25 protein-coding genes and 1 riboswitch are annotated in these 25,033 nt (G+C 38.7%); of the genes, 4 read left to right on the forward strand and 21 right to left on the reverse strand.

What is annotated here, in order from left to right; genetic code table 11:
• Nucleotides 1–43 precede the first annotated feature (43 nt).
• Nucleotides 44–922, forward strand: coding sequence for a LysR substrate-binding domain-containing protein (locus ACIQ7T_RS16660; protein ID WP_402871768.1), 879 nt, complete (start codon nt 44–46; stop codon nt 920–922).
• A 59-nt stretch (nt 923–981) separates the two neighbouring features.
• Here the strand turns inward: ACIQ7T_RS16660 and ACIQ7T_RS16665 are convergent, their stop codons facing one another.
• The 7 genes from ACIQ7T_RS16665 to ACIQ7T_RS16695 all read right to left on the reverse strand — a co-directional run bounded on the left by ACIQ7T_RS16665 (nt 982) and on the right by ACIQ7T_RS16695 (nt 8,799).
• Nucleotides 982–1,122: a hypothetical protein gene (locus ACIQ7T_RS16665; RefSeq protein ID WP_402871771.1), complete on the reverse strand. Its 141-nt coding sequence runs from the start codon at nt 1,120–1,122 to the stop codon at nt 982–984.
• A 129-nt stretch (nt 1,123–1,251) separates the two neighbouring features.
• On the reverse strand, nt 1,252–2,352 hold the full coding sequence (locus tag ACIQ7T_RS16670) for a lactonase family protein (protein ID WP_402871773.1): 1,101 nt from the start codon (nt 2,350–2,352) through the stop codon (nt 1,252–1,254).
• A 131-nt stretch (nt 2,353–2,483) separates the two neighbouring features.
• Entirely contained in the window at nt 2,484–3,479 is a 996-nt protein-coding gene (locus tag ACIQ7T_RS16675) for a sensor histidine kinase (protein ID WP_402871776.1), read from the reverse strand.
• Nucleotides 3,476–4,147 carry a response regulator transcription factor gene (locus ACIQ7T_RS16680; RefSeq protein WP_402871779.1) on the reverse strand — a complete coding sequence of 224 codons (672 nt, stop codon included), beginning with the start codon at nt 4,145–4,147 and terminating at the stop codon, nt 3,476–3,478. The genes ACIQ7T_RS16675 and ACIQ7T_RS16680 overlap by 4 nt, the downstream gene beginning before the upstream one ends.
• Nucleotides 4,147–5,136 (reverse strand): alpha/beta fold hydrolase, encoded by a 990-nt coding sequence (locus ACIQ7T_RS16685; RefSeq protein WP_370078592.1) that lies wholly within the window; start codon nt 5,134–5,136, stop codon nt 4,147–4,149. The genes ACIQ7T_RS16680 and ACIQ7T_RS16685 overlap by 1 nt, the downstream gene beginning before the upstream one ends.
• A gap of 121 nt (nt 5,137–5,257) precedes the next feature.
• Nucleotides 5,258–7,069: an ABC transporter ATP-binding protein gene (locus ACIQ7T_RS16690; protein WP_402871782.1), complete on the reverse strand. Its 1,812-nt coding sequence runs from the start codon at nt 7,067–7,069 to the stop codon at nt 5,258–5,260.
• On the reverse strand, nt 7,066–8,799 hold the full coding sequence (locus tag ACIQ7T_RS16695; protein WP_402871785.1) for an ABC transporter ATP-binding protein: 1,734 nt from the start codon (nt 8,797–8,799) through the stop codon (nt 7,066–7,068). Before ACIQ7T_RS16695 ends, ACIQ7T_RS16690 begins: the two co-directional genes overlap by 4 nt.
• A 314-nt stretch (nt 8,800–9,113) precedes the next feature.
• Here ACIQ7T_RS16695 and ACIQ7T_RS16700 point away from each other — a divergent pair, with 314 nt between their 5' ends.
• The 3 genes from ACIQ7T_RS16700 to ACIQ7T_RS16710 all read left to right on the forward strand — a co-directional run bounded on the left by ACIQ7T_RS16700 (nt 9,114) and on the right by ACIQ7T_RS16710 (nt 11,582).
• Nucleotides 9,114–10,175, forward strand: coding sequence for a tetratricopeptide repeat protein (locus ACIQ7T_RS16700; protein ID WP_370078586.1), 1,062 nt, complete (start codon nt 9,114–9,116; stop codon nt 10,173–10,175).
• A 182-nt stretch (nt 10,176–10,357) separates the two neighbouring features.
• Complete coding sequence (locus ACIQ7T_RS16705) at nt 10,358–11,260, forward strand: M23 family metallopeptidase (protein ID WP_370078584.1); 903 nt, start codon at nt 10,358–10,360, stop codon at nt 11,258–11,260.
• A gap of 46 nt (nt 11,261–11,306) precedes the next feature.
• Nucleotides 11,307–11,582 (forward strand): DUF4190 domain-containing protein, encoded by a 276-nt coding sequence (locus tag ACIQ7T_RS16710; RefSeq protein WP_402871789.1) that lies wholly within the window; start codon nt 11,307–11,309, stop codon nt 11,580–11,582.
• 149 nt (nt 11,583–11,731) lie between these two features.
• Here the strand turns inward: ACIQ7T_RS16710 and ACIQ7T_RS16715 are convergent, their stop codons facing one another.
• The 14 genes from ACIQ7T_RS16715 to ACIQ7T_RS16780 all read right to left on the reverse strand — a co-directional run bounded on the left by ACIQ7T_RS16715 (nt 11,732) and on the right by ACIQ7T_RS16780 (nt 24,524).
• Nucleotides 11,732–12,772, reverse strand: a complete 1,041-nt coding sequence (locus tag ACIQ7T_RS16715; RefSeq protein ID WP_370078580.1) for a ribonucleotide-diphosphate reductase subunit beta — start codon at nt 12,770–12,772, stop codon at nt 11,732–11,734.
• Between the two features lie 12 nt (nt 12,773–12,784).
• The gene (locus ACIQ7T_RS16720) at nt 12,785–14,998 is read right to left on the reverse strand and encodes a ribonucleoside-diphosphate reductase subunit alpha (RefSeq protein WP_402871792.1); all 2,214 of its coding nucleotides are present in this window, start codon (nt 14,996–14,998) and stop codon (nt 12,785–12,787) included.
• 162 nt (nt 14,999–15,160) lie between these two features.
• Nucleotides 15,161–15,348, reverse strand: a riboswitch (cobalamin riboswitch).
• Nucleotides 15,349–15,458: 110 nt separating this feature from the next.
• Entirely contained in the window at nt 15,459–16,142 is a 684-nt protein-coding gene (locus tag ACIQ7T_RS16725) for a hypothetical protein (RefSeq protein WP_370078576.1), read from the reverse strand.
• A complete protein-coding gene (locus ACIQ7T_RS16730) occupies nt 16,139–16,633 on the reverse strand; it encodes an ECF transporter S component (RefSeq protein ID WP_402871795.1) in 495 nt (164 codons plus the stop codon). Before ACIQ7T_RS16730 ends, ACIQ7T_RS16725 begins: the two co-directional genes overlap by 4 nt.
• 238 nt (nt 16,634–16,871) lie before the next feature.
• Nucleotides 16,872–17,264, reverse strand: coding sequence for a bifunctional adenosylcobinamide kinase/adenosylcobinamide-phosphate guanylyltransferase (locus ACIQ7T_RS16735; RefSeq protein ID WP_402871798.1), 393 nt, complete (start codon nt 17,262–17,264; stop codon nt 16,872–16,874).
• On the reverse strand, nt 17,213–17,812 hold the full coding sequence (locus ACIQ7T_RS16740) for a histidine phosphatase family protein (protein ID WP_402871801.1): 600 nt from the start codon (nt 17,810–17,812) through the stop codon (nt 17,213–17,215). The genes ACIQ7T_RS16735 and ACIQ7T_RS16740 overlap by 52 nt, the downstream gene beginning before the upstream one ends.
• Nucleotides 17,785–18,594, reverse strand: a complete 810-nt coding sequence (cobS, locus tag ACIQ7T_RS16745) for an adenosylcobinamide-GDP ribazoletransferase (RefSeq protein WP_402871804.1) — start codon at nt 18,592–18,594, stop codon at nt 17,785–17,787. Before cobS ends, ACIQ7T_RS16740 begins: the two co-directional genes overlap by 28 nt.
• A complete protein-coding gene (locus ACIQ7T_RS16750) occupies nt 18,585–19,160 on the reverse strand; it encodes a bifunctional adenosylcobinamide kinase/adenosylcobinamide-phosphate guanylyltransferase (protein ID WP_370078566.1) in 576 nt (191 codons plus the stop codon). The genes cobS and ACIQ7T_RS16750 overlap by 10 nt, the downstream gene beginning before the upstream one ends.
• Before the next feature lie 11 nt (nt 19,161–19,171).
• The gene (locus ACIQ7T_RS16755; protein ID WP_402871808.1) at nt 19,172–19,780 is read right to left on the reverse strand and encodes a histidine phosphatase family protein; all 609 of its coding nucleotides are present in this window, start codon (nt 19,778–19,780) and stop codon (nt 19,172–19,174) included.
• Between the two features lie 11 nt (nt 19,781–19,791).
• Nucleotides 19,792–20,871, reverse strand: a complete 1,080-nt coding sequence (locus ACIQ7T_RS16760; protein WP_402871811.1) for a pyridoxal phosphate-dependent aminotransferase — start codon at nt 20,869–20,871, stop codon at nt 19,792–19,794.
• Nucleotides 20,858–21,814 (reverse strand): adenosylcobinamide-phosphate synthase CbiB, encoded by a 957-nt coding sequence (gene cbiB, locus ACIQ7T_RS16765; RefSeq protein ID WP_370078560.1) that lies wholly within the window; start codon nt 21,812–21,814, stop codon nt 20,858–20,860. Before cbiB ends, ACIQ7T_RS16760 begins: the two co-directional genes overlap by 14 nt.
• A complete protein-coding gene (locus tag ACIQ7T_RS16770) occupies nt 21,811–22,494 on the reverse strand; it encodes an adenosylcobinamide amidohydrolase (protein ID WP_370078558.1) in 684 nt (227 codons plus the stop codon). Before ACIQ7T_RS16770 ends, cbiB begins: the two co-directional genes overlap by 4 nt.
• A 206-nt stretch (nt 22,495–22,700) precedes the next feature.
• Nucleotides 22,701–22,883 (reverse strand): hypothetical protein, encoded by a 183-nt coding sequence (locus tag ACIQ7T_RS16775; protein ID WP_132358490.1) that lies wholly within the window; start codon nt 22,881–22,883, stop codon nt 22,701–22,703.
• 282 nt (nt 22,884–23,165) lie between these two features.
• Nucleotides 23,166–24,524 carry an aspartate kinase gene (locus ACIQ7T_RS16780; RefSeq protein WP_370078556.1) on the reverse strand — a complete coding sequence of 453 codons (1,359 nt, stop codon included), beginning with the start codon at nt 24,522–24,524 and terminating at the stop codon, nt 23,166–23,168.
• Nucleotides 24,525–25,033: the final 509 nt, after the last annotated feature.

A 25,033-nucleotide genomic window follows, 5' to 3' on the forward strand; every position in this document is an offset into this window, starting at 1 on the left:
GATAGTAGCTATCAAAAAATTTTATAGGTGTGTGACATACAACATGAACATAGAAGAAATAGCATTAAAAATCGAAATTTTAGAGAGGCAAAATCTTAGTAAATCCGCTCAAATTACGAATTATACGCAATCTGCCTTAACCTCTAAAGTGAAGAAAATGGAGGGGGAGATTGGTCAGGAGGTATTTAAGCGTACACCGCAGGGCTTGAAGATTACAAATGTAGGGACACAATATTTAAAATTTCTAAAGCTTATTACACAGGAGTACGATGAATTTTTACAAGAGATTGGTTTGACACAAACGAAGTCGAAAATTACCCTTGGCACTTCTCATACAACGATTAAAATTTATGGCGCATCCATTATGAATGCCTTGCAGACAAATAATATTCCTTTAGATGTCGATTTCACTGTGGAGTCTAGCACTTCCTTAAATGAAAAAATACATAATGCCGAAATGGATTGTGCACTGACGAGTAATCCTATTAAACACTACCCTGATGTAAATTATGACTTGATTGCAACAGAAACATTTGAAGTCATTTCGAACAATTCTTATATTATTGATTTTGAGAAACGTTCACCTGTCACACTCCTTGTGTTAAGTAGAGGCTGTATGTATACACGGGCGATGGCAGAGTGGTTAAAAAAGAATGAAGTTCCATTTACGATGAAAGAAATAAAATCGGTCAGTAGTATCCTTGATTTCCTACAAATTGACAATACGATTGCTGTATTAAATACAAAACTAATTGACCTTTATAACTACTCCAACATTCACTATTACGATTTGCCGCAGTTAAATAAAGTGATCGAGACTGTCTTTATTTACAAGAAGAACGAAAGTCAACAATCTTCTATTTTTCAATTAAAACATGTGATTAAATCATTGTTGCTGGAAGACCCTATCGAACGAAGCTAGTTCGATAGGGCCTTCTAGTGATTTATCGGAACAATTTTTAAATTTATCGCCTAACTTTTTTATTTATCTACCAACTTTTTTAATTTATCTACCAACTTTTTTAATTTATCAACCAACTTTTTTAATTTATCAACCAACTTTTTTAATTTATCAACCAACTTTTTTAATTTATCACCCAACTTTTTTAATTTATCACCCAACTTTAATTTATCACCTAACTTTTAAAATTCATCACCCAACTTTTTTTATTTATCACTCAACTTTTAAAATTTATCACCTAACTTTTAAAATTCATCACCCAACTTAACTTTTTATCGCTCAACTTAAAGTCAAAGAACCGCTAATCCCTGCGAGCCAAAATAAGGGAGTTGAGTCCATGCAGCAACCTGCAATCTAACTAGACTTCCATCCCCTTGAATAGCAAATACGGAGACTGTTCCTTGATTTCCGTTCAGGGTGTAAAAATGCCGCCCATCTTTACTCACTCCAACATCCATCGGTAGTCCTGGAGCTGTACCTTGCGGTGTACTAGTAATATGCCCTGCCACTGACAGTTCACCATTGGGATCGATTCGGTAGGTGGAAATAGTGCCACTTAAAGTATTTGTTATGAATGCAAAACGTTCATCTCTAGTTGTGATTACCCAGCATGCAGTTTTATATCCGTTTGGTACAGAGCCACTGATCACATGGAGAATCCCGTCGTTGCTCATTGAATAGGATGACAGGGCATTTGAACTCGCTTCAGTAACTAAGAGGATTCCAGAGGATAGAAAATAGGCACCCAATGGACCGTCACCATAAGAATCATTAACGATTGGTTCTGAAACTGTACCATTTTGATTTACGTTGAAAACGCTAAGACGGTTTGTAGTATACTCGGTTACAAGGAGCTTACTGCCATCACGTGTGAAAAGAACCTGAGCAGGCTCGGCATTGAAAGTGCTGAGAGAACGTGAGGAGCCAGCAATAGGAGTAAGGCGTCCATGTTCTTCTATGCGAAAACCCATGATGTTAGATGCAAAATTGTTTGTGCCATACCCTACATTGGCAACATAGATAAAATCACCAAACACATCTACACTATTTGGCTGAGCACCTCCCGATGGCTTTACGTCCACTAGAACAGGTACACCGCTGTCACTAATGATAAAACTGCTGATACTATGGCTGCCTGCGTTCACTGCGAGAAGAAAACGACCATCATGGGATAAGGTTAATGCTCCTTGTGACGTCAGAGGATCGACACCATTGTTTGGGGTTGCCGCTGAGACTTTCCTTATGCCAGTACCTCTACCATTAGTTGGATAGGCACCCACAAAGGCGAGCATTCCATTTGTGTCCCTGTAAAAGGCAATGACTTGATTCATGACTTCATTATTCGTCATCATGTAAACCATACTTACACTTGCAGGGGAATTTTTGTTCATATAAACTTTCCTCCTTTTATAGCTTTATATGGTTCTTTAACGGTTTCAATTCCCTGTTTTTTATTTAAAAACATCAACTAACTTTTTTCGACGTAATAAAAAACAACGGCAAAATGAAAAAGCCGTTGTTTTTATGTTGAAATAGAAAAACAAAATGATGTCCCTTCTTCGGTTGAATGAAGTGAATAGCTTACTTGAAGAATTCTAGCGATGTCATCAATGATCTTCAAACCTAGACCCCCACTTAAACGATTTTGTTCAAAGCCAATACCGTTATCAATCATGAAAATCATACTATCTGTTATTGTTATCTCAAGCTTCGTAGCATTGGAATGTTTCAATGTATTTTGGAACACATTATCGAACATTCGTTGAAGCCATAGCTCATTACTAGTCCATGCTAAATGAGTATCCTCTGGATGATAGATTAATTCAATGTTATGCATTCTATATAAATAGCTCCATTTTTTTATCATCGTTTCTAACAGTATCGCGAGTTGTACTTGTTCCGTCACTATATAAGAATTCTCAATATCGTCTAAGGACTGCAAATTAAATTCATTCGTTAAGCTAGCGATATACTGTATTTGCTCATTCAAGGATTCTACCAATTTTGGTTGTTCCTCCTTATAGTAATCTTCTAGATAAAATAATTGTAAACGGAGCGCTGTTAATGGTGTATTAATGTCGTGCCTCAGCTTTTGTAGTAGCTCTTTTTGTTGCTCTTGCTGTTGTTTAAGCTCTAATTCCCGATAAGTAGTTCGCTCAATTAGTATATTCACCGACTGAATTAGCTGTCCAATTTCATCCTCACTGCCAGCCTCTAATGTACTCGGTGTACTTTCATTACTCGCTAAGTCACGAATCGTTTTGTTTAGCATATTAATTTTCGCTAGTAATGAATTGATCGATTTCGAAAATAAAAATGCTAGCAAACATAAGGATAGGAAGAACACAATCAGCATCGTTGGATAGGCGAAAGATTCATGGAATGGAGTGCCTTTATTTCTAGTTTTAAAAGCAAATTCGTAAATAATAGACATCGACACACTAATCCCTAACAAGACGATTGGAACACTAACTATAGCAGTAAATAATAATAATCGATATTTTGTTTTTAATGTCATTTCTTTATGTAGGTATTTAATCGATACCCTTCTCCGTAAATATTTTGTAGGATGGTACCTGATGAATCATTCATTTTCGTTCTAATCTTTTTGATGTGAACATTGATGATATTTTGATTTCGATCTTCAAGTGGCCATAAATAGTCAAAAAAGTGATCCTTCGTTAACACCCTATCCTTGTTGTCAAATAAATAAAAGAAGATTTTACGTTCGATTGCTGTTAATGAAATTTCATCATGTATATTATTTTTAAATAATTTACGATGTTCGGTATCAATTAATAGATGCTGGATTTGCGTAAATGTTCCATATTGCTGCTCTAGCATTTTCTGCATTCTTAAAAGGAGCTCTCTCGGATCAAATGGTTTTGTCATATAATCTTCACCAACTGTTAACCCTTGAAGCTTGCTCTCTATATCGTTACGAGCCGAAAGAAAAATAATGGGGATATTTAAGCCTAAGCTTTTAATGTTCTTTGTTAGCTGATAGCCATCCTCCCCTGGAAGCATAATGTCCATTATGACTAAATCGATTTGATGGATAAGATTCATAATTTCTCGTCCATCAGTTTTCCATACAACGTCGTAACCTTCACGTTGTAGTATTTTTTGCATCAAATCGCCAATCATTTGGTCGTCTTCTACTATTAAAATTGTAAATCCTTTCATTACCTCGACCTTTCTTTGTTGCCAACTTTTGTCTTCATAAATTCTATCGCAAGATTATAAATTTCATCAGGTTTATATAAATAAATACTATGAGTACCACTTATTTCTTTCACTTCCGCTATATTAATTTGATCGGCAAATTCAGCATATTTCTGGCGATGGTACTTCGTAAATTCCAAATCTTTATTTTGTTCAGCAATGGCATCTATTAATAATATCGGAGTGTCTTTTGGTTTCGGAAGCTCTTCTGATTTTAAACTATTTTCATACACATGTAGTAGCTCATTTTTCATATCATTATTAAAAACTTGTTTATAGGATAGTGCTTTATAAATTTCTTTTTCTTCCCCCGTTAAAAACGATTGTTTTATTACTTCTGGATTATACACTTGCGAAGGTGTTAAACGATGTACGCCCAATTTCGTTAGCAAATTCATTCCCCTAACAGTCCATAAATCGACTACTCCCATTTTATGCTCCACATATTGACTTGGCAAACCAATATCAAGCGCAATAATCCCCTTAATTTCTTCAGGATATTTTTGAGCCCAATAAATAGCTTCAACCCCTGAAATGGAATGAGGTACTAATATATAAGGAGGCTTATTCCCACTTTTCAGGAGCGCTTCCCTCATCTGCGCTAACATTGTATCAACATCTCGTTCGTCCTTCGAGACATCGCTATAGCCATATCCCGCTCTTTCAATAACAGCAATCTTATGTTCTTGAGAAAATTTACTGTACAGTCCTTTCATTTCATAAATAGGTGCTGCAACCCCTGAGCCTGCCATAAACACATAAGTGTCCTGACCATCCCCCTCAGTGTAAACATTGATTTTTTGATGATCGACCTCAACAAGTGTTCCTTTAATATCTAAAAGTTTGGATTCCTTACTTAGCTGATATCGATGATAGCTGAATATCGCCACTAGTCCAATAAGCATGAACGCGATAAAGTAGATGACTATTTTCTTAAACATTTTTTTCATAAATTTCCCCTCTCAGTTGATAATGAAAAGGATAAACAATAAAAATAAATTTCCCATAAATTTTTTGCAGAAAATAAAAAGCTGTCTATTAAGCTTACTTAATAGACAGCCTTCTATATTATTATTCCACTTGCTCCAGCAAAAGTTTTTGTTGGAGATTACTATAAATGCCTTGTTTTTTCATGAGCTGCTCGTGATTGCCCTGCTCAACAATTTCACCTTGTTGAATAACAAGAATTTGGTCAGCATTTTCGATTGTTTTTAGACGGTGCGCAATAACAAAGCTTGTGCGCCCCTGCATTAAATGCTGGAGACCTTTTTGAATATCGACCTCTGTTTGCGTATCCACACTGGATGTAGCTTCATCTAAAATCAAAATATCCGAATTTTCTAAAATTTCCCGGGCAATAGCCAATAATTGTCGTTGACCTTGACTTAAGTTCGCCCCACCTGCCTGTACAGGTGTATCGTATTGAGCTGGTAAATATTTAATGAAGTTATGGGCATTCGCGATTTTCGCCGCTTCTTCCACCTCTTCATCTGTAGCATCTAGTTTACCGAAACGAATATTTTCACGAATCGTTCCGGAAAATAAATACGTATCCTGCAATACAACACCCACTCGTTGACGGATCGTTGCCATTTTAAAATCCTCAATGTTATGACCATCAATCAAAATTTCACCTGCATCGACATCATAAAAACGAGTTAACAAATTGATTATCGTTGTTTTCCCTGATCCGGTTGGGCCAACAAGTGCAATAGTTTCACCAGCCTTGGCATGGAAGCTAATATTTTTCAGTACTGGCTTCTCTGGTACATAGCTGAAGGATACATGTTGAAATGACACGTCCCCTTTTAAACTTTGACAATCAATGGCATGCTTTTTATCAGCTACTTCCGAAGGTTCATCTAAAATTTCGAAGACTCGTTCGGCCCCAGCAATCGCTGACTGGAATGTATTCAAAAGGTTAGATAGCTGATTCAGCGGACGGAAAAATTGACGTGTATACGTGACAAATGCGGCGATAACCCCAATTGAAACGATTCCTTTTACCGATAAAAATGCTCCTGTACCAATAACAACAGCTAAACCTAAGTTATTCATAAAGTTATTAATAGGCCCGAGTAGACCAGAAGTAATTTCTGCTCGCTGTGCCGAGTTACGGAGATTTTCATTCTGTTTATGGAACGTCTCAATCGTTTGTTGTTCTGTTCCAAAAAGTGTCACAACCTCCGCCCCCGTAATCATCTCCTCAATAGTACCGTTCAGCTTCCCTAAATCACGTTGACGTGCCGCATAGTTTTTACTACTACGTTTGACAATTTGCTTCGTCGTAAAAACTATGAGTGGAATAATGATCAGCGTCACGATTGCTAGCTGCCAGCTAAGCGAGAACATAGCAATACTAACACCGATTACCGTTAGGACCGACGATACGATTTGTGTCACACTTTGTGCAAGTGCCGTATTTAAATTATCAATATCATTCGTTACACGGCTCATTAAATCACCGAGCGCTCGCTGATCGAAAAATCTCAGTGTTAATGTTTGTAGCTTTTTAAATAGTTCCAGTCGCAATGTTCGAATAGTTTTCATCGCCACATGAATCATGACATATGTTTGTAGCCAAGTAAAAATAGACGCTGCAGTATAGATAACTGCTAGCACAACACCTAGACGAATCGTACCAGCAATGTCCTTTTTCATAATATATTCATCAACGATATGTCCAATTAAGTACGGCCCTGCTAAGCTTAAAAATGTAGAAGCTACTACAAAAAAGATAGAAAAATAAAGGCCTATTTTTTGTTGCTTCACATATTGCCACACACGATTAATCGTTGCTTTTTGATTTTCAGCCTTCTCAGCTGGCCCAGCCATACGTGGACCACGTCCGAAATTCATTTGCTTTGGTTGACTTTTACTCATTGTTGTACACCAGCCTTTTGCTGTGAAGCGTAAATTGCTTGGTAAGGTTTGTTATTCTGCAATAACTGTTGATGTGTACCTTGACCAACAATTTCGCCGTCCTCTACTACTAGAATCAGGTCCGCCTGTTGAATAGAAGCAATTTTAGACGCTACGATAAACGTCGTTGTGTCTTGATATTCATTGCTTATGGCTTGCTGGACATGTTTTTCAGAGGAGCTATCAAGAGCAGATGTTGTATCATCCAGCACTAAAATGGCAGGTTGTCTGACGAGTGCACGCGTTAACGCCAATCGCTGCTTTTGACCGCCAGAGAGATTGGTTGCCCCCTGTGAAAGTTCATATGCTAAGCCTTTATCCAGCCGGTCCACAAATTCAGTGGCACATGCTGCATCTAGAGCTTGCTGAATTTCCTCTGACGTTGCATCCTCTTTGCCAAGACGGATATTATTGTCAATTGCACCTGAGAACAGTAATGCTTTTTGAGAGGTAAAGCCGATATGTTTGCGTAAAGTGGATAATGCATAATCCTTTAGAGGCTTTCCATCCAAGTGTATTTCTCCACTTGTTGGATCAAATAAACGTGGTAATAACTTCACTAGCGTTGATTTTCCACTACCTGTTTTTCCGATCAGACCCACCGTTTGCCCCGGCTTTACGGAAAATGTAATATTTTTTAGCACATCCTCAGCCGATTCATAATAACGATAGCTCACATTTTGAAAGTCAATCGCCCCTTGAATTGGCGATGTAAGTGGATTTTCCGCTTCCTTAACCGCTACTTCTTTATTTAAGACGTCTACGATACGCTCCCCTGAAGGAATAGCACGTGCAATTTGCATTAGCACCATGCTAGAAGTCATCAAACCATTAAGTATAATCGTTAAATAATTAATAAAAGCTAGAATGACCCCAACTTGTAATGTACCGGCTTCTACTTTAATTGCCCCAAGCCAAAGCGCTGCTACAATTCCTAGATTAACAACGAACATCGTAAACGGCACAAGTACGCCAACAATTTGCTCGGCTGTAATAAAGCGCTTCGTCAGCGTATCATTAAGCTCACTAAATTGTTCAATTTGTTGCGTTTCACGACGGAACGCCTTCACAACACGAAGCCCCGCTAAATTTTCCTGAAGCTTCGTATTAACACCATCAATTGCCTCCTGCACTCTACGGTATAGGACACCTGAGTACTTTGTGAAAAAGTACATCGCAATAATCAATATCGGCACAATAATAAGTAGGATCGAAAATAGCTCACGTGCCGTCACAAAAACAATAATGACCGCTCCAATAAATAATAGAGGACCACGTACAAAAATACGCAATGTCATCATAAACGCACGCTGAACACTTTCCACATCATTCGTTAAAATCGTAATAAGCTTCCCTGTTGTAAAAGCGTCACGTTCCTTTGCCGAATACGTCATCATTTTTTCATACAGTGACTGACGAACATCCGATGCAAAATGGATCGCTGCCTTCGAACTATAATAGGAGCAGCCAATCCCACCAACAAGTCCAAACACTGCACTCATTAGCATCCAGACGAACATTTTTAACACATATGGATTGTCGCCATTAGCAATACCCGTATCAATCATATGCTGCATAATAGTCGGCTGAAGTAAATCCATCGTTACCTCTAGTACCATTAATAATGGCGCAATCAAGGTAAAAAATTTATAGGGCCCTAAAAACCCTCCTAACTGTTTAATTGCCTGCATTCTTTCGTCTCCGTTCTTTTCTTTCACATCCGCTCTTAATTATAACTGAAAATCATTCTCAAATGGTAATTAATTTTTTCGTGTTTCGTAATATTCGGGACACGTTTAATCATGTAAATGAACTTCTAGCTTAAATAAAAGGATGTTTTATCCTATTTTTCCAGTATAATAATTATAGGTAATTAATTGGCTCATCATCATAACTTAAGGCTGAATTCTGTTCCGACTGAGCGCTTTCCTGAGGGCGTCCAGTTTCCCACTGCAATAAATTTTTGGTATGAGCACTTAAATCAAAGCAGAAACGAGGATGAATCATGGAAAACACAATACATAGAGCATTACAACTACGAAGCCAAGGAAAACTACAAGAATCGAAAGAAATGTTTTTGACATTATTATCAAATAATCCTCTCAATCCTTCCCTCCACTTTCAATGTGCACGAAGCTTTGATATTTTAGCTGAAGAAACAAAGGCAATGCCATTTTATGAGAAGGCGATTGAATTAGGCTTAGCAGATGATGAACTAGAGGACGCATTTATCAAATTAGGCTGCATTTATCGAACACACGAACGCTTTGTAGAGGCGAAAAAGCTATACTTAGAAGCGTTGAGTAAATTTCCTAAAAAAGAACAAATGAAAATATTTTACGCGATGTCATTATATAACTTAGGAGAGCATGCTGAAGCAATGGGTTTCTTAATTAGCAACATCGCTTATACGACAACTGATCAAGATATATTAACGTACTATCGAACAATTACTTATTTAGGTCATCGATTAGATTCTAGTAGCGATGAAATTATCACACTTGATAAAAATCAGCAATTACAGCCTTCTACAAAATCTATTGTAGAAAAAGTAACAGAGGGTCTTAAAGGTTTTGGTATTGGAGGTTTTTATACTAGTAGAGGTTTTGAGTATGATGAATATTATCGCTTTTTTAATGATCGAGATTTAGAAACACGGAGATGTGCCCTTACCGCTTTTACAGTAATGCTCGGTGCATGGCATGCTCTCAGTGGTTTTACCTTTATTCCACAGCACGACCGAAAATATTTAGGTGGATATAATCCAAATGAACCGCTTCATGAATTGAATAATTACATTGAAGCCTTCGTTGCTCATCATCAACAAATTAAACAAGATTTCCCTGTGATGTTTAACTATATGATTAGGTTTTTTATTTCTATTGAAGAAGAAAGAAAAGTACCATATGAACAATGGTTTCCAGAATTAGATGCTCATCTCGTCCAACGATTGAGAGATGAAGTATTACTTCCCAATAAATCACTTTTAGACGTCCCTACTGAATACAAATACTTTTTAAAGGAAGCTGGTATTCAACCATTTTTCGAAGACGATTTTTTTGAATAACTAGAGAAAAGCCATGTTAGCATGAATCACGCGAATATGGCTTTTTTCATGTAAGAACGCTGAACTCTCGGATAAAGGTTCTTTAATTATTATCACTATGTTAAAATGAAAATTAGAATGATGTAAATATTACCAATGATGTAAGAGATTCTATTAAAGCATCTAAAGGGGGATGAGAAATAGTGCTTCCAATCTTTTATTCCATTGGTATGCTAATCGTATTACCTGCCAGCTTTATTATTTCGCTATGGAAAGCTGCTTTTAAAAGTAAACTGGAATGGTTGTTGGACTCATTGGTGACGGCAACACTAATCGTTTGGTTATTTCAAGCAGGAAACTGGAGTTGGGTCGGATATTATGTTCGCTTTCTTTGGTTGGCTCTCTTGATTGTCACTTTCATTTTTTCTTGGAAAAGGGTAAGAAATTTACCGTTTACCACAAAATATACGCTATCTCAAAAGTTTTCAATTGGTATTTATATTGTCCTCATTTTGGTTTTTGGTACTTATAATGCTTTGGTCGTGAAAAGCTATACAGTAACCGAAAAAGGAATTGAGTTATCTTTCCCACTTAAGGATGGCACCTATTATGTCGGACAGGGTGGCAATCAGGTGTTAATGAACTATCATCAAGCCTATCCAGGTCAAAAATATGCTTTAGACATTTTAAAATTAAATACGCTCGGAACCCGTGCAAGTGGACTATATCCAGAACAATTAGATAAATATCAAATATTCGCAGATGATTTATATAGTCCTTGTAACGGAAAAGTAGTCAACATACAAAATGATTTACCTGACCTCACTCCTCCGAAATCTAATCCCGAAAATCCTGAGGGGAATCATGTCACTCTTTCATGTGAGAACCATGATGCTACTGTTTTATTAGCTCATATGAAAAAAGGCAGCGTAGTGGTGGCACAAGGCGATAAAGTAACAACGGGCCAAATACTTGGAAAAGTAGGAAACTCGGGTAATACAAGCGAACCACATTTACATATTCACGCCGAAAAGGATGGGAAAGGTGTACCGATAACATTTAATGATCGATTTTTAGTGCGAAATAGTTTAGTACGATCATATTAACGATAAATAAAAAATGCTTAAATTCTTAAAAGAGGGCGGATAGCGAATGTCTGAAAAAAATCAAACAAACAATAATTCTGTAATTTCTTTAACGCTTGGAATTCTATCATTGTTTATACCTTTTATTGGCTTTATCTTAGGCATCATCGGAATAGTTTTTTCAAATAAAGCTGTAAAAGAAATTAATACAACTAATGAAAATGGTAGAGGATTAGCAACTGCAGGTTTAATTTGCAGTATAATAGGGATTATTTTACAAGTCCTTGCGATTTTGGGGTATGTAGCCTTTTTCTCAATGACGGTGGTAAATAATAACGGCTAACATGAGCACATTTCGTGCGATTTCTATTGTTTTTGTCCCCCGAACCCATTTGTTTAACCTGAGCAATTTTTTTCTTTTACTTAAGCGTCCCCCTATTCTCACAAAAAAATCCACCTCCATGTTTTTTCAACATGGAGGTGGACTTGGCATTACAAATCATCAAAGCCGTTATCTTCTACATTAACCTTTACATACTGGCGAGAACGTTGCTCGAAGAAATCTGTCTTCCCTAAATCAACATCCTCATACGCTTTAACCCACTTTAATGGATTTTTGCGATAGCCTTCAAATGGACGCTCTACGCCAAGCTGATTACAGCGTACATTAGCATAGAAATGTACATAATCATGCACATCTTCCACATCGAGGCCAGCAATTTTATCGCCAATCACTTCATTGGCCCAATCGATTTCTAGTTGAACGGCTTCACGGAAGATTTCCTGTACACGAGCTGCTCGTTCAGGTGTATCGTATTCAGGATATTCCTCTAATAGCTCCTGATAAATTTTCACAAATAAATCGACATGTAGCTGTTCATCGCGATTAATATAATTAATCATCGTTGACGAGGCCACCATTTTTTGATTGCGTGCTAAATGATAGAAGAACGCAAAGCCAGAATAGAAGAATAAACCTTCTAAAATCACATCATAAACAATCGCTTCTAGCATATTTTCAACAGATGGCTCCTCGGAAAATGCTTGGTAGCCCTTAATAACGAAATCATTACGTCGCTCTAGCACTGGCTCTGTACGCCAAAAATCAAATGTACGATCCTGCTCGTCTTTGTTGACAATACTTGATAGCACGTAGGAATAAGAGTGATTATGGATTACCTCTTGTTGCGCTAAAATAATCATTAGTGCATTTAAACTTGAATCTGTTAAATAATCCGCTACTTTCCCCGCAAAATCGGTTTGTACACTATCTAATAGTGCTAGCAAGCCAATGATTTTTAAAAAGGATTCCTGTTCATCTGCTGATAGCTGTGGAAACTGTTTGACATCATTGCTCATATTAATTTCAAACGGTGTCCAGAAGTTCCCTAGCATTTTTTTATACTTAGGATATGCCCAGCTAAAACGCACATCATCCCAGTTCAAAATGTTAGAAGAACGTCCGTTGACAATTCCTGTTGAACGGTTCGGTGCATCTTTATCCATAATTTGTCGTTTTGTAATAGTTGTCATTGTTATTTCCTCCTAGCTCGCGCAAGACTCACATTCTAGCAATTCTACAGATGTTGAGCGCACATAATAAGTCGTTTTTACACCGCTCGCCCAAGCATTCATATGCAATGCTAGTAAATCTTTCGCCTTAATCGTATTTTGAACGTATAAATTAAGTGAAATGCCTTGGTCGATATGACGTGCTCGTGCAGCATTTTGCTTGATTGTCCAATTTTGATCGATGAAATAAGCAGATTTATAATACCAAGTTGTCACAGGTGATAGATCAGGTACTGTTACTGGAATTTTGTAATCCTTCTTCTCTTCTGAATAACTCTTTTGGAAGATCGGATCAATCGTAGCCGTACTGCCTGCTAAAATAGATGTTGATGAGTTCGGTGCAACTGCCATTACATAGCCGTTACGCATACCTTTCTCAGCAACCGCGGCGCGTAATGCATTCCATTTATGACTGTCATAGCCACGTTTGTCAAAATACGCACCCGTATGCCAATCTGAGCCTTCAAATAATGGGTAAGCTCCTTTTTCACATGCCAAATCGTTAGAAGCACGAATCGTTAAATATGCAATTTCTTCATATAGCTTGTCCGCAAACTCTACAGCTTCCTCAGACTCCCATTGAATTTCTTTCAAAGCTAATAAATGGTGCCAGCCAAACGTTCCAAGTCCAATACCACGGTAGCGTAGGTTCGTACGTTCTGCTTGTTTTACTGGAATTGTATTTAAAGCAATAACGTTATCTAACATACGTACTTGAACTGGGATTAATCGTTCTAGAACACCAGCCGGTACTGCTCTACCTAAATTGATAGACGATAAGTTACATACAACGAAATCTCCAGGCTTGCGACGTGTTACGATGACATCATCTTCAAGGGTAATAGACTCAAATTCAGTAGCTGACATATTTTGGAATATTTCTGTACACAGGTTCGAGCTGTAAACCATCCCTTCATGCTTATTCGGATTCATGCGATTGACTTCATCTCGATAGAACATAAACGGCACGCCTGTTTCAAGCTGAGAGCGCATAATACGCTTCATAATATCAATGGCTGGTACAACTTCACGACTTAACAATGGATTGGCGATACATTCCTCATATTTAGTACGGAAAGAGCCGTCACCCTTTTTCTCATCATAGAAATCCTCTAGTGAAAAGCCCATAACTTCTCGCACTTCATGTGGGTCAAATAAATGCCATTCCCCGCGCTCTTCTACCGTTTCCATAAATAAATCCGGTAAGCATAGCCCTGTGAAAATATCATGAGCACGCAAACGCTCATCCCCATTGTTTAAGCGTAAATCTAAAAACGTAAAGACGTCTTTATGCCAAACATCTAAATAGACAGCAATAGCGCCTTGTCGTTGACCAAGCTGATCGACTGAAACCGCCGTATTATTAAGTTGTTTAATCCATGGTAAAACACCACTTGATGCACCTTTAAAGCCTTTAATAGATGAGCCTCGGCTACGAATTTTACCCATATAAACACCAATACCACCGCCGTACTTCGATAATGTTGCGACATCTGTATTCGTGTCATAAATGCTTTGTAAACTATCATCTACTGTATCGATAAAGCAACTTGATAGCTGTCCATGTGTTTTACCTGCATTTGATAATGTTGGTGTGGCAACAGTCATATATAAATTACTCATTGCCCAGTAAGATTCACGTACTTTTTCTAAACGATTTTCTGTTTCATCCTGCATCAGAGTCATCGCAATGACCATCCATCGTTCCTGCGGTAATTCCACCGGTGTTTTCGTGTAATCACGGACTACATAGCGGTCCATTAATGTTTTTAAACCTATATACGTAAACAACTCATCTCGACTTGATTCTAAATAAGAAGCGAGTTCCTGAAGCTCCTGCTCACTATACTTTGTTGTTAAACTTTCATGATACAAACCAACTTCTGTATAGTGTGCTAAATGTTCTGGGAAAACCTTATAAACATCTTTCACTGAGACACCACGACGCATCGCAAATTGGTCATATAATTTTTCTAAATAAATTTGAGCTGCGACAAATGTCCAGTATGGCTCCTCTTCATCAATGAGGCTAAGCGTTTGTAAAATCATCGCATCTGCCCATGCTTCAAATGTGGCATTGTCGTTTTTTCGTAGCCATCGATCCGATAACCTCACAAAACTTTCGAGTTCATCCTCCGTGTAACTTTTCTTGAGCTTAGTCATTTGCTGTTCGATTTGAATTGTCATGTACACATTCTCTCCCTTTCCTTCTCCAGCAACACAAAAAGCGATCACGCAACATCTATCGGTTACGTGATCGCAGTAAAATCGGAAATGGAAATGAAGGATAAGCGCACAAAGAAGTGAACAAATCTCTCGCCTCCACTTCTCAATCCCCGAAGAATGTGTTGCTGTCTTGAACATATCGGCAGGTCTCCTGGCTCATGCTTCCTCCAAATGATCACCTTCCCGTTCTTCACAGTGGCCTACTCATCATTTGTCAGCACTTACAGTTGCGGGGACAGCTTCGGCCTAAGATGACTCTTTTTCCGAATTCCCTTTTAAACCATATTGGTACCGTTCGTCCAAAATACTATATATTGTGTTTTAACTCCTAAACAAATCTAACATATTGTGTTTATTGTTGCAATAGGCGATTTGCCCCTTGCAAGTTATAAAGTGCTACATTTTCTCGAAGCAAGCCCAATTACAATGCAGTTTTACGTAGTTTTTCAAAATTTCTAGGAAATTTTTTTTGTGCTAGCTGCTCTTTTTCAGGCTGTATTCCTAGCAAAACTACTGCACATGGACCAGCCGATTTCTCAACATCTAACGAACTTTTGACCTGTTGCTCGCTAAAAAGGCGGGTAAATTCTGCTTGTAGACCTTTTGATCCAACTGGCCATACTTGCTGCACAATCCCCTCTTTCCACGCCTGAAAAATAGGTTGGAGCTGTGCGACATCTTCAGGCTGAGCAAGGATTTCATTGCCTACAAGCGGTAATCCATAGGTGTACCAACTAAGCTGTTCATACTTAGTTGCTGTGTGTTTTTGCTGTTCACCTAGCATCGTTATAGATAATCCTGATTGTAGAGTCGGCATATTGGACTCTGTACTACCGTCTATCGGTGGACAATTAAGCCCCGCCTCATCAAAAACCTGCTGAATGCCTGCAACATAACGAGACCATGCAGCATCTCCTGAAAAATTAGCGAGTAAAATATGGTTTGGTAAAGCATTTGCAGCAAGCTGCTCTAAAAAAGTAACACGCGCCGTGAAGTATGCCGTTAGTTTGTCTGGAGCAGACACAACATCTTGTGGTTTTTCGCCAATGGCTGCGGCATTATCTGTTGTAGCAAACAGCTCACCTATTTTTATTGCATTTCTCAATGTACTCGACCTTCCTTACGCACAAACACCTTTGACAGAATTGGCATCACAATTGCAACGATCACCAGATTTACGAGTGTTGCCAATGGAAGACTAGTCAGTGACGCCCAGTAAAATGCCGGACTAATGATAAAGTAAAATGGTAAAGGTGCCACAACACCATTTAAAATAAGTGCCACGGGCCATTTCCAGAAATGCATTCCTTTTTTATGCATGACCCCAAAGACCCATACAACAATAAACATTTCTACTGCGATAATAATATGTAGTGGCCCTAGAGGGAAGCCAGTAGTTAAGGCTGAGATAAAATGCCCAATGACTCCCGAAACCCCAGCTAATACTGGAGATAAAAAGACAACGCTCAACAATGCAGGTGCAGAGTCAAGCGCTGCAGTTGAAATAAATGTTGGAATTTTAATGACTGCACCCACTGCACAAATTGCCGCAACCATGGCAGTGAGCGTCAATTTCATCAATCTTTGTCGATCCATCCCATTTCCTCTTTTCTTTAAATTTTTTATAATAGCGTGGGGTTGATTTCCGTTCCGGTTGGGCGCTTTCCTGGGGGCGTCCGATGAGCCGCTTCGCTGCGCTGCAGGGTCTCATCTGTGACGCTAATCCCCAAGGAGTCGCCCAACCTCCACTCCAATCAACTTATTTACAAAGCATACGTCCTTGGAAATCTTATCCCCAAAATGAAAAGCCTAATAAAATTTTTTTAAAACTATATCATTTGATTTGTTCGCCTATACCGTACCAAATGCGTACGACTTGTTCAGCTTCAGCGAATAATGCCTGGTACAAACGCCCACATGTATCACGCAACAATCGTGCCTGTTTTTCCATTGGCACAACCCCACGACCCATATCGGTCACTATTATATAGACCGCACAATTTTCTTCAAGAGTCTTTAGTCTTGTCAAAATGGTTTTGACAAGGGGTTCATCCTCCTCAAGATCTTGTGTCACGAGCCATTTCTCTATGTTTTTAATAACTAGTACATCACAGGCTGGGCTGTCATTAGGTAGATTGCCATCTACTAGCTCCACTTTTTGACCTTCGAACAAGTTCATGACATAGTCGGTTTTTCCACTATGGGCGCCTCCGATAAAGACATGCATCGCGCTCCCTCCTCCCAAGCCTTTCTTGTAAACGTTAAAGAAAATATTTTATCATGCGGTGATTGATACGACCAAAAAGTTTGCTCAGTCGGTGCAAATTCTACAAGAAGCGCTCGAATAACTCCACCATGGACAACGAGATGATAAACATCTTCGTCTTTTGGTAATGCCGTGAACCCTTCAATGACACGCGCACAAAAGGCATCAAAGCCTTCCCCCTTTGGAGGTGGTGACTGTACGGGATCATCTAACCATGCACAATAACGACTATCTGATTTTAAGTCATCATATGTGAGCCCTTCAAATTCACCGAAGTTCGACTCTCGAAATCTCCTATCAGACACATATGTTGCATTCGGAAAATAATGGGCTGCTGTTTCCCTACAGCGCAGCAAGTCACTACCATACACCTTAGTGGCATCTGAATCTACTATAGTCAGCAAAGATGCATCGGCTAATGAAGAATCTGTCCAACCGATATAACGCTTCTCCAAATTTTCCTTTGTTGGAGCATGTCTCATTAAGTGCACAATAACAACGTCACCCATAATACAACCTCCATTCCTTCAATTGATGCACCGAGTAAATCTCCAGAAACGCCACCAAAGTTGCGCACTGTAAATTGACGAAAGACTAAAAAGGCAATCGCTAATACAGCCATCAACACTAATGGAACAATGGAGAAACCTATGACAAACAACAAGCTACTATACGCCACAACTAATGTGATAAGCATAAAGCAGATAAGTGATCTCGGCTTAATATGTGTTTTAAAAAAGTAGGCAAGCCCCTTTTCCTTTGAGCATTTGAGCGACATAAAATAAAAGCTCATGCCTACTCGTGTTAATAACGGAATAAACACAGGCATCCATAGTGCAAACTTATGCTGCACGAATAACTCATGCAGTATCACAAATTTGCCAAGCACTAGAAATAACACGGACAGCACTCCAAATGCGCCAACACGTGGATCATCTAAAATTTCAAGCCGCTTCTCACGATCTCGATACGAAAAATAAGCATCTCCCATATCAATAAAACCATCTAAATGTAAACCACCTGTAAATAAGGCAAATAATCCGACAATCACAAAAGTAAGCAAAACCTCACTGCTTGCCGTCCATTCTGTTAAACTATAGATCACCGCCGCCACTGCGGTGCCCATAAGAGCCCCTATCCATGGTAAAAAGGCGAACATCCCGGTAATCGTTGCCTTCGTTAAAGGAATTTCTTTATGTACTGGCAAAACTGTAAAAAATTGAAACGCAAGTTGTATGCTATGCCAGAAATTTTTCATCGTCTTGCCACCTTCTTCATTTATTATTTCCACTTCTTTACGACACCATAATTTATTTCATATGCCTCATCCGCAATAGAAACGAACCATTGATGTAATTTTCCAAGCATTTGTCGATATAATTCTACTTCCTCGCTAGAATAAGGTGGCTCATCAAATAATTCGTTTGAGACGATAAAAAACGTCACCCTTTTCTCAAGTAACGTCTTTACCGCCTTTTTTAAAACATCAAGCTTTTGTTCTAAACAGCCAGGTTTTTCCACACAGGGAGTTCCCGTGTCAAAACCCTCGTAAAAAGCATTTGTCAGCCATGTCGTAACACAGTCCCATAACACAACATCTCCATCAGTCAGTTTACGTAATGTATTTGCAATGTCATAAGGTGCTTCTATCGTCAGCCATTCAATATTTTGTGCTCGTCTATCTGCCTGATGACGCACTATTCGCTTCTCCATCTCATGGTCCAACGCTACTCCAGAAGCAATATAAATAAGTCGTCGCGCTTGGTTAAACGCTGTTTGATAGTGAGAAACAGCCGCTTTTTCAGCAAAGTGGGATTTACCACTGCGTACTCCCCCTGTAATGAAAATCAGTGGCATAGTTACGCCTCCTATTGTAAATGTTGAATGTTCCCGATATCTTTCACGAGCCATTGTTGCTCGACTTTCTCAATAATCGTGATACTTGTACCATGAATAAATGGTTCTGCCCACAGCTGATTGATGCTTCGCCCTAAAATGGCATTAATGATACATTTAATCGTTACAGCATGGGACACAATTAAAACATTATTCTCGGGATATTTTTCTGCAATTTTCTTTAACGTAAACATCGCTCGCTCTGTTACCGTACCAAAGCTTTCCGTATGGGTTGCGACGAATTGTCCAGGATAATCGGTATATAATTCATAATCAAGGCAGTGCGTAGTCATAATGTCCTCGATTGTTTTTCCTTGCCAATCTCCTAAAAAAATCTCCCGTAAATTATCCTCATAATAGATTGGAAGCTGCCGATTACCTAGAAGAATATGCATCGTTTCCTTAGCACGGCCACTTGAACTGCTATATGCCGCTGTAAAGGAGATATTTTTCAAATGATCTCGAAGTTTTTCTGCATGTAAAATGCCCTTTTCCGATAACGGCGAATCTAACCATCCCTGGAGCCGCTGCTCTTTATTCCACATCGTTTCACCATGTCTTATTAAATAAAAAGTCGTCACCTTTGTCACCCCTAATTTGCGTTAAACCAAGCTTGCAAACAATTCTGTAAATACGTCATAGCCACAATATCTTTAATTCCTATACGGAACCATTCACCATTTAAGCCCATAAAGTTTTTTGTATGGCGTAGCACGACGCCCTTTGATAAACAGTATGTAAAAAATGTATCTGGTTGCTGATTTTTCGGTAATGCAAAACATACATAATTCGTTACACTATTCGTCACCTGACAACCATTTTCTTGTAAATAGCTCTGCAGCGCTTCCCGTTGATTTTTAGCATAGGCAATAGCTTGCTCACAATATACATGTTCATCTAAACAGCCTGTACCTATAACAAGGGCAAAGGCATTCAAGTTCCAATGCGGTAGGATATTCTTTAGCTCAGTAACAACTACCGGACTTGCTACTAAATAGCCTAGGCGTAATCCTGGGATCGCATACATTTTTGTCATCGAACGAACAACGATCAAATGAGGATTTTCTGCCACATATTGGATCAAAGAACAGGCTTCATCTACCCAGTCAATAAATGCCTCATCAATGACAAGCTCACAATTGACCTTTGCACCGTGGGAGATTAATTCGAGAAGCTCTTCTTTCTTTGGAAGCACCCCCGTCGGATTGTTCGGTGTACAAATATATAATGCATCTGCGTTCGCCATTTCGCTCTTCAGATGCTCCATCGTCAATGTGTAGTGGACAAAATCCTCGACAATTATCGGCACAATTTCAGCGCCTGCCGCTGTTAATGTTCGTTCATATTCTGAAAAAGTTGGATGTACGATAATAACACGCTTATTGGCGTAGCGTCTCACTAGAACACTAAAAAGCTCGGATGCACCATTGCCTAATAATATAGAATCTTTCTGAACTTCATGAAAAGCTGCCACCTTTGATAAAAACGGCTCACCGTCCGGATCTGGATAACGTTGAATAAGCGGATAAAATGTCCGCCAACGCGCTTCAACAAACGGGGGTGGCCCTGCCGAATTAACATTTTCACTAAAATCATACACCTTTTCGGGCATATTAAGTCCTAGCTGATGATAAACATTTTGCGGATTTGCTCCGTGATTAGGTAATTGCAAAAATTAACACCTCCACTGCTAACATAACAAGCGTAAAGAGCAAAGTCGCAATGCGCATATGAATTACAGACGTTGCAATATGCTCTTTTGTTAATGGAACTAATTTCTCGCCCATTATTGCTCGATAAGAAACGACACCCTGATATGTATTTTTTCCACCAAGCTGTACTCCTAATTGAACAGCTGTTGCTGCTTCTAAATAACCACTATTTGGACTTGGATGCTTTTTCGCATCCTGTGCCCAACGTTTTAAGCGGTTACCTAGAGATACGTTTGTTTCATTTTTCGTCCCAAGCACCATCAGTAGACCTGTTAATCGACTTGGAATAAAATTCAGTACATCATCTAGCTTTGCAGCAAACATACCAAAATCTTTATATTTTTCGTTTTTATAGCCAATCATAGAGTCTAACGTATTGACGGCCTTATAGCCCCACAACCCTATTGCGCCAAATAAAAAGGCATAAAATAATGGAGCGGTTACCCCATCACTCGTATTTTCAGAGACTGTTTCCACAACACCACGAACAATCTCATCCTCGTCAAGTTTCTCCGTATCACGGCCGACAATCCAAGAAAGCTTCACACGAGCTTCAGCAAAATCACCTTTAACAAGCGGTTCATAGACAGCCATCGCCGCTTCCTTCAAGCTACGTTGTGCTAGTCCAATCCCAATTAATAAGCCCTCAACCAAGATGCCAAATAGTGGGCTAACTTGATAGCTTAGTAGCATAATGGCTGTCACAACAAACATTGTTGTTCCTACTACAGCTAGTGCCATCACCATGCCACGGAATTTTCTCATTCTTCCTTTATTCCATAATTCAGTTTGAGATTGAATGAGCTTCCCAATCCAGCGTACTGGATGAGGCATTTTAGGAGGATCACCCACGATTAAATCAAAAACAAGCCCAATGATACAGGCAATTACCAGTGCCATCATAAAGGATTCTCCTCTTTGTCTTTTTTATATTTTTGAATGGCCTCACGCATCGTTTCATAAACTCCATGGCCAATGACTTTTCCTAGCATCGTAATCGGTCCAGCATATTGATGGTAGTCGCCTTCCTCTGTTGAAGCAATTAACAAACTATCCGTTGAAGTACCTGTAGCTAGTGTACCCGTTGTAGGATCTGTAATCCCCTCATCAATAAGTGCTTTGACCTTAGCCTCTGTCGTAGAAATCATTGCTTGAAATAAAGCTTCATCCGACAATCTTCCATTGATCAGTACCCACGTATTAATAGTCCCCGCATGATACTGCTCCTGACGATGAAAGGCACGCGTAATATCGACGGCATTACCAAGACCTGCCGTAATCATTATGACAAGATGAATTCCTTCATATGTAAACTCACGAATTGTTGCATATCGGGCATAGACGGCCGTCATCATCGCAACTGTATTGTCAATCGGAAAACCCTCAGACTGTAAAAACCGTTGTAATTCTAACTGTGGTTTGCGTTCATCATACGTATAAGGCACTGAACGATTCATCAAATGTGTATAAAAGCCAAAGCCTGGATTATGTACTGCCGACGATACGACCTTCATTGGTGAATCTGTTTGTATGGCAACATAATGGTCGGAAATATGAATATCTTCCTTACGTAGTACTGGCATTATCTCGCCTCCTATTCAAAGAAAAAAAAACAAATTCTTACAAAGAAGAATTTGTACTGTTTAGTCTTTAATTAATAACCTATCCCAAATATAAACCTTTTGAATTTGCGTACAGCATCACAACTTCATCATACTCAAATTATTTATTTTTTTGAAATTGTATCACAAATTCACGTTTTATCACAATTCAATTTTGAGACATTCCGTTATTGCCTTTGTTTTAAGGTTTTAAAACGAATAATAGATCCCGCAATGATAAACACCCAGCCAATACCGATATAAACAATTTTCATCGTTTTTGTCGAGGATGGTAAAATATCCATGATCGTTAAACAAACAAATAGTATGCCAATCATTGATAGCAACATACCAATCGATAATTTTTTCAACAGAAATACCTCCAATCAATGTACGCCCTTGATTTTACCGTATTCCCGCCAAAAAGAAAACACCAATCCAGTTTAAGGATTAGCGTTTACACCACATTAACGGGCAGCAATTGATCTGTACCGTAAGTGAAACGTCAGGTACACAAATCTGTACCGTAAGCGTAGCGGCAGGTACAAGACTCCCACCTAAAAATTTAGCGAAAGCAAAAAAGTTAGGGAGAACATTAGCTGCCCTTACAGTGGGGATGAAGACCCCCACTGATTAAGTTACACTTTATTCCTTTATACTCTCACATGTGCAAAAAATTCCCCATATAGTGCTTGTAAAATTTGATTTTCATATTCTTGTAGCACACCGAATACTAGACTAACTTCAGATGAGCCTTGATTAATCATCTCTATATTTGCACCTGTTTTTGAAATCGCAGTTGCAGCACGTGCCGCTAGACCCGTGTTATTACGCATGCCTTCGCCTACTATAACAATCATAGAGAAGCCATGACGCATTTGCACATCATCTGCATTCAACTCATTTTTCACACGAGCTAGAATTCTCTCTTCATTATCAAGTGTTATTTGATTTGAACGCATAATGACAGAAATATCGTCTAAACCAGAGGGTGTGTGTTCATATGAAATATTTTCATCTTCTAAAATTTGTAGAAGCTTACGGCCAAAGCCTACTTCCCTATTCATCAAATATTTTGACACATATAAAGTTGAAAAGCCACTATCTGCCGAGATACCTGTAACCGGACGTCCTGTTACAGAGCGTCTTGGTACAATACGAGTACCCGGGGCTGATGGATTATTTGTATTTTTTATGTTAACTGGCACCCCAATCTTGTAAACAGGCATTAACGCTTCATCATGGAAAACTGAAAAGCCTGCATAGGATAATTCGCGCATTTCGCGATACGTAATTTCTTTAATTTCTACTGGATCATTCACGACTTTCGGATTCGCGGAGAACACACAGTCCACATCCGTAAAGTTTTCATAAAGCTCTGCTTCAACAGCAGCTGCTAAAATCGAGCCTGTAATATCAGAGCCACCGCGGTCAAATGTACGCAGTATGCCCGCTTTAGTGTAACCGAAGAAACCCGGGAATACAATAATTTCCTTGGTATATTTTAGGGAGGCTAAATTTGCATAAGCCTCTGGTAAAGCATACGTGCGTTCAGGTAAATCATTGACGACCAAACCATCTTTAGGACTTACGTAACGTGCCGGCATACCGATTGAATTAAAATAAGCAGCGATTAGCTTCGCGTTATTGTCTTCCCCTGCCGCTTTGATGCTATCGATAAATAATTCCTCATTGGATTTATCACCTTGTACGCGTTCACGTAAATCTTCAGCGATCACGTCACAAATTGTATGATCTAATTCCAAACCATCCGCAATCGCCATAAAGCGATTGACAACGATTTGCAGTTCATCTTCAATCTCTTCATTTTTTAATGCTGCCATTGCTAAGTTAATTAATAAATCAGTTACCTTTATATCGTCACCAGAACGCTTCCCAGGTGCAGAAACGGCTACGATTTTACGTGCCGGATTAGATTTTACAATGTTTGCTACTTTTTGAATTTGCTCTGCGCTTGCTACAGATGTTCCACCAAATTTACATACGATCATAACCATCAAATCCTAACTTTTTAAATTAAATGTATTCCTCCAAAAAACAATTGAATGTACACAGTGTACAAATTATCGTTCCTCACGTCAATACAATTTAAAAAATTCACGCAATTAATCGATAGAAAATGGACAATTTTCACACTGTTTGATTTATTATACGGATTTCGTAGGAAATAGTTAAGGTTTTTGCAAATTTTTTTCGTAAAATTCCTATAATCGTACAAATATTCGTCTGAACTAGCTGAAATCATCAAATTTACAGAATTTTTCGATGCTCGATCTGACATGACAAGCCAAATCGTCTTTTCGAAAATAAATATGGATGTCAATATAAACAATTTTGCTTGTATAAAGATAAGATGTATCAATTCAACAGCAAAATGTGGGTCATTATTACAACATCTACAGCCGAAGCTCTTCGGACATGACTATCACAAGATAATTAGCCAACCAAAGTTTCATGCCCTTCTCACTTAGTGTCGTAATAAACCAAGTTACGAAATGTG

The sequence above is a fragment of the Lysinibacillus sp. NPDC096212 genome, from assembly GCF_044763105.1.
Taxonomy (GTDB): Bacteria; Bacillota; Bacilli; order Bacillales_A; family Planococcaceae; genus Lysinibacillus.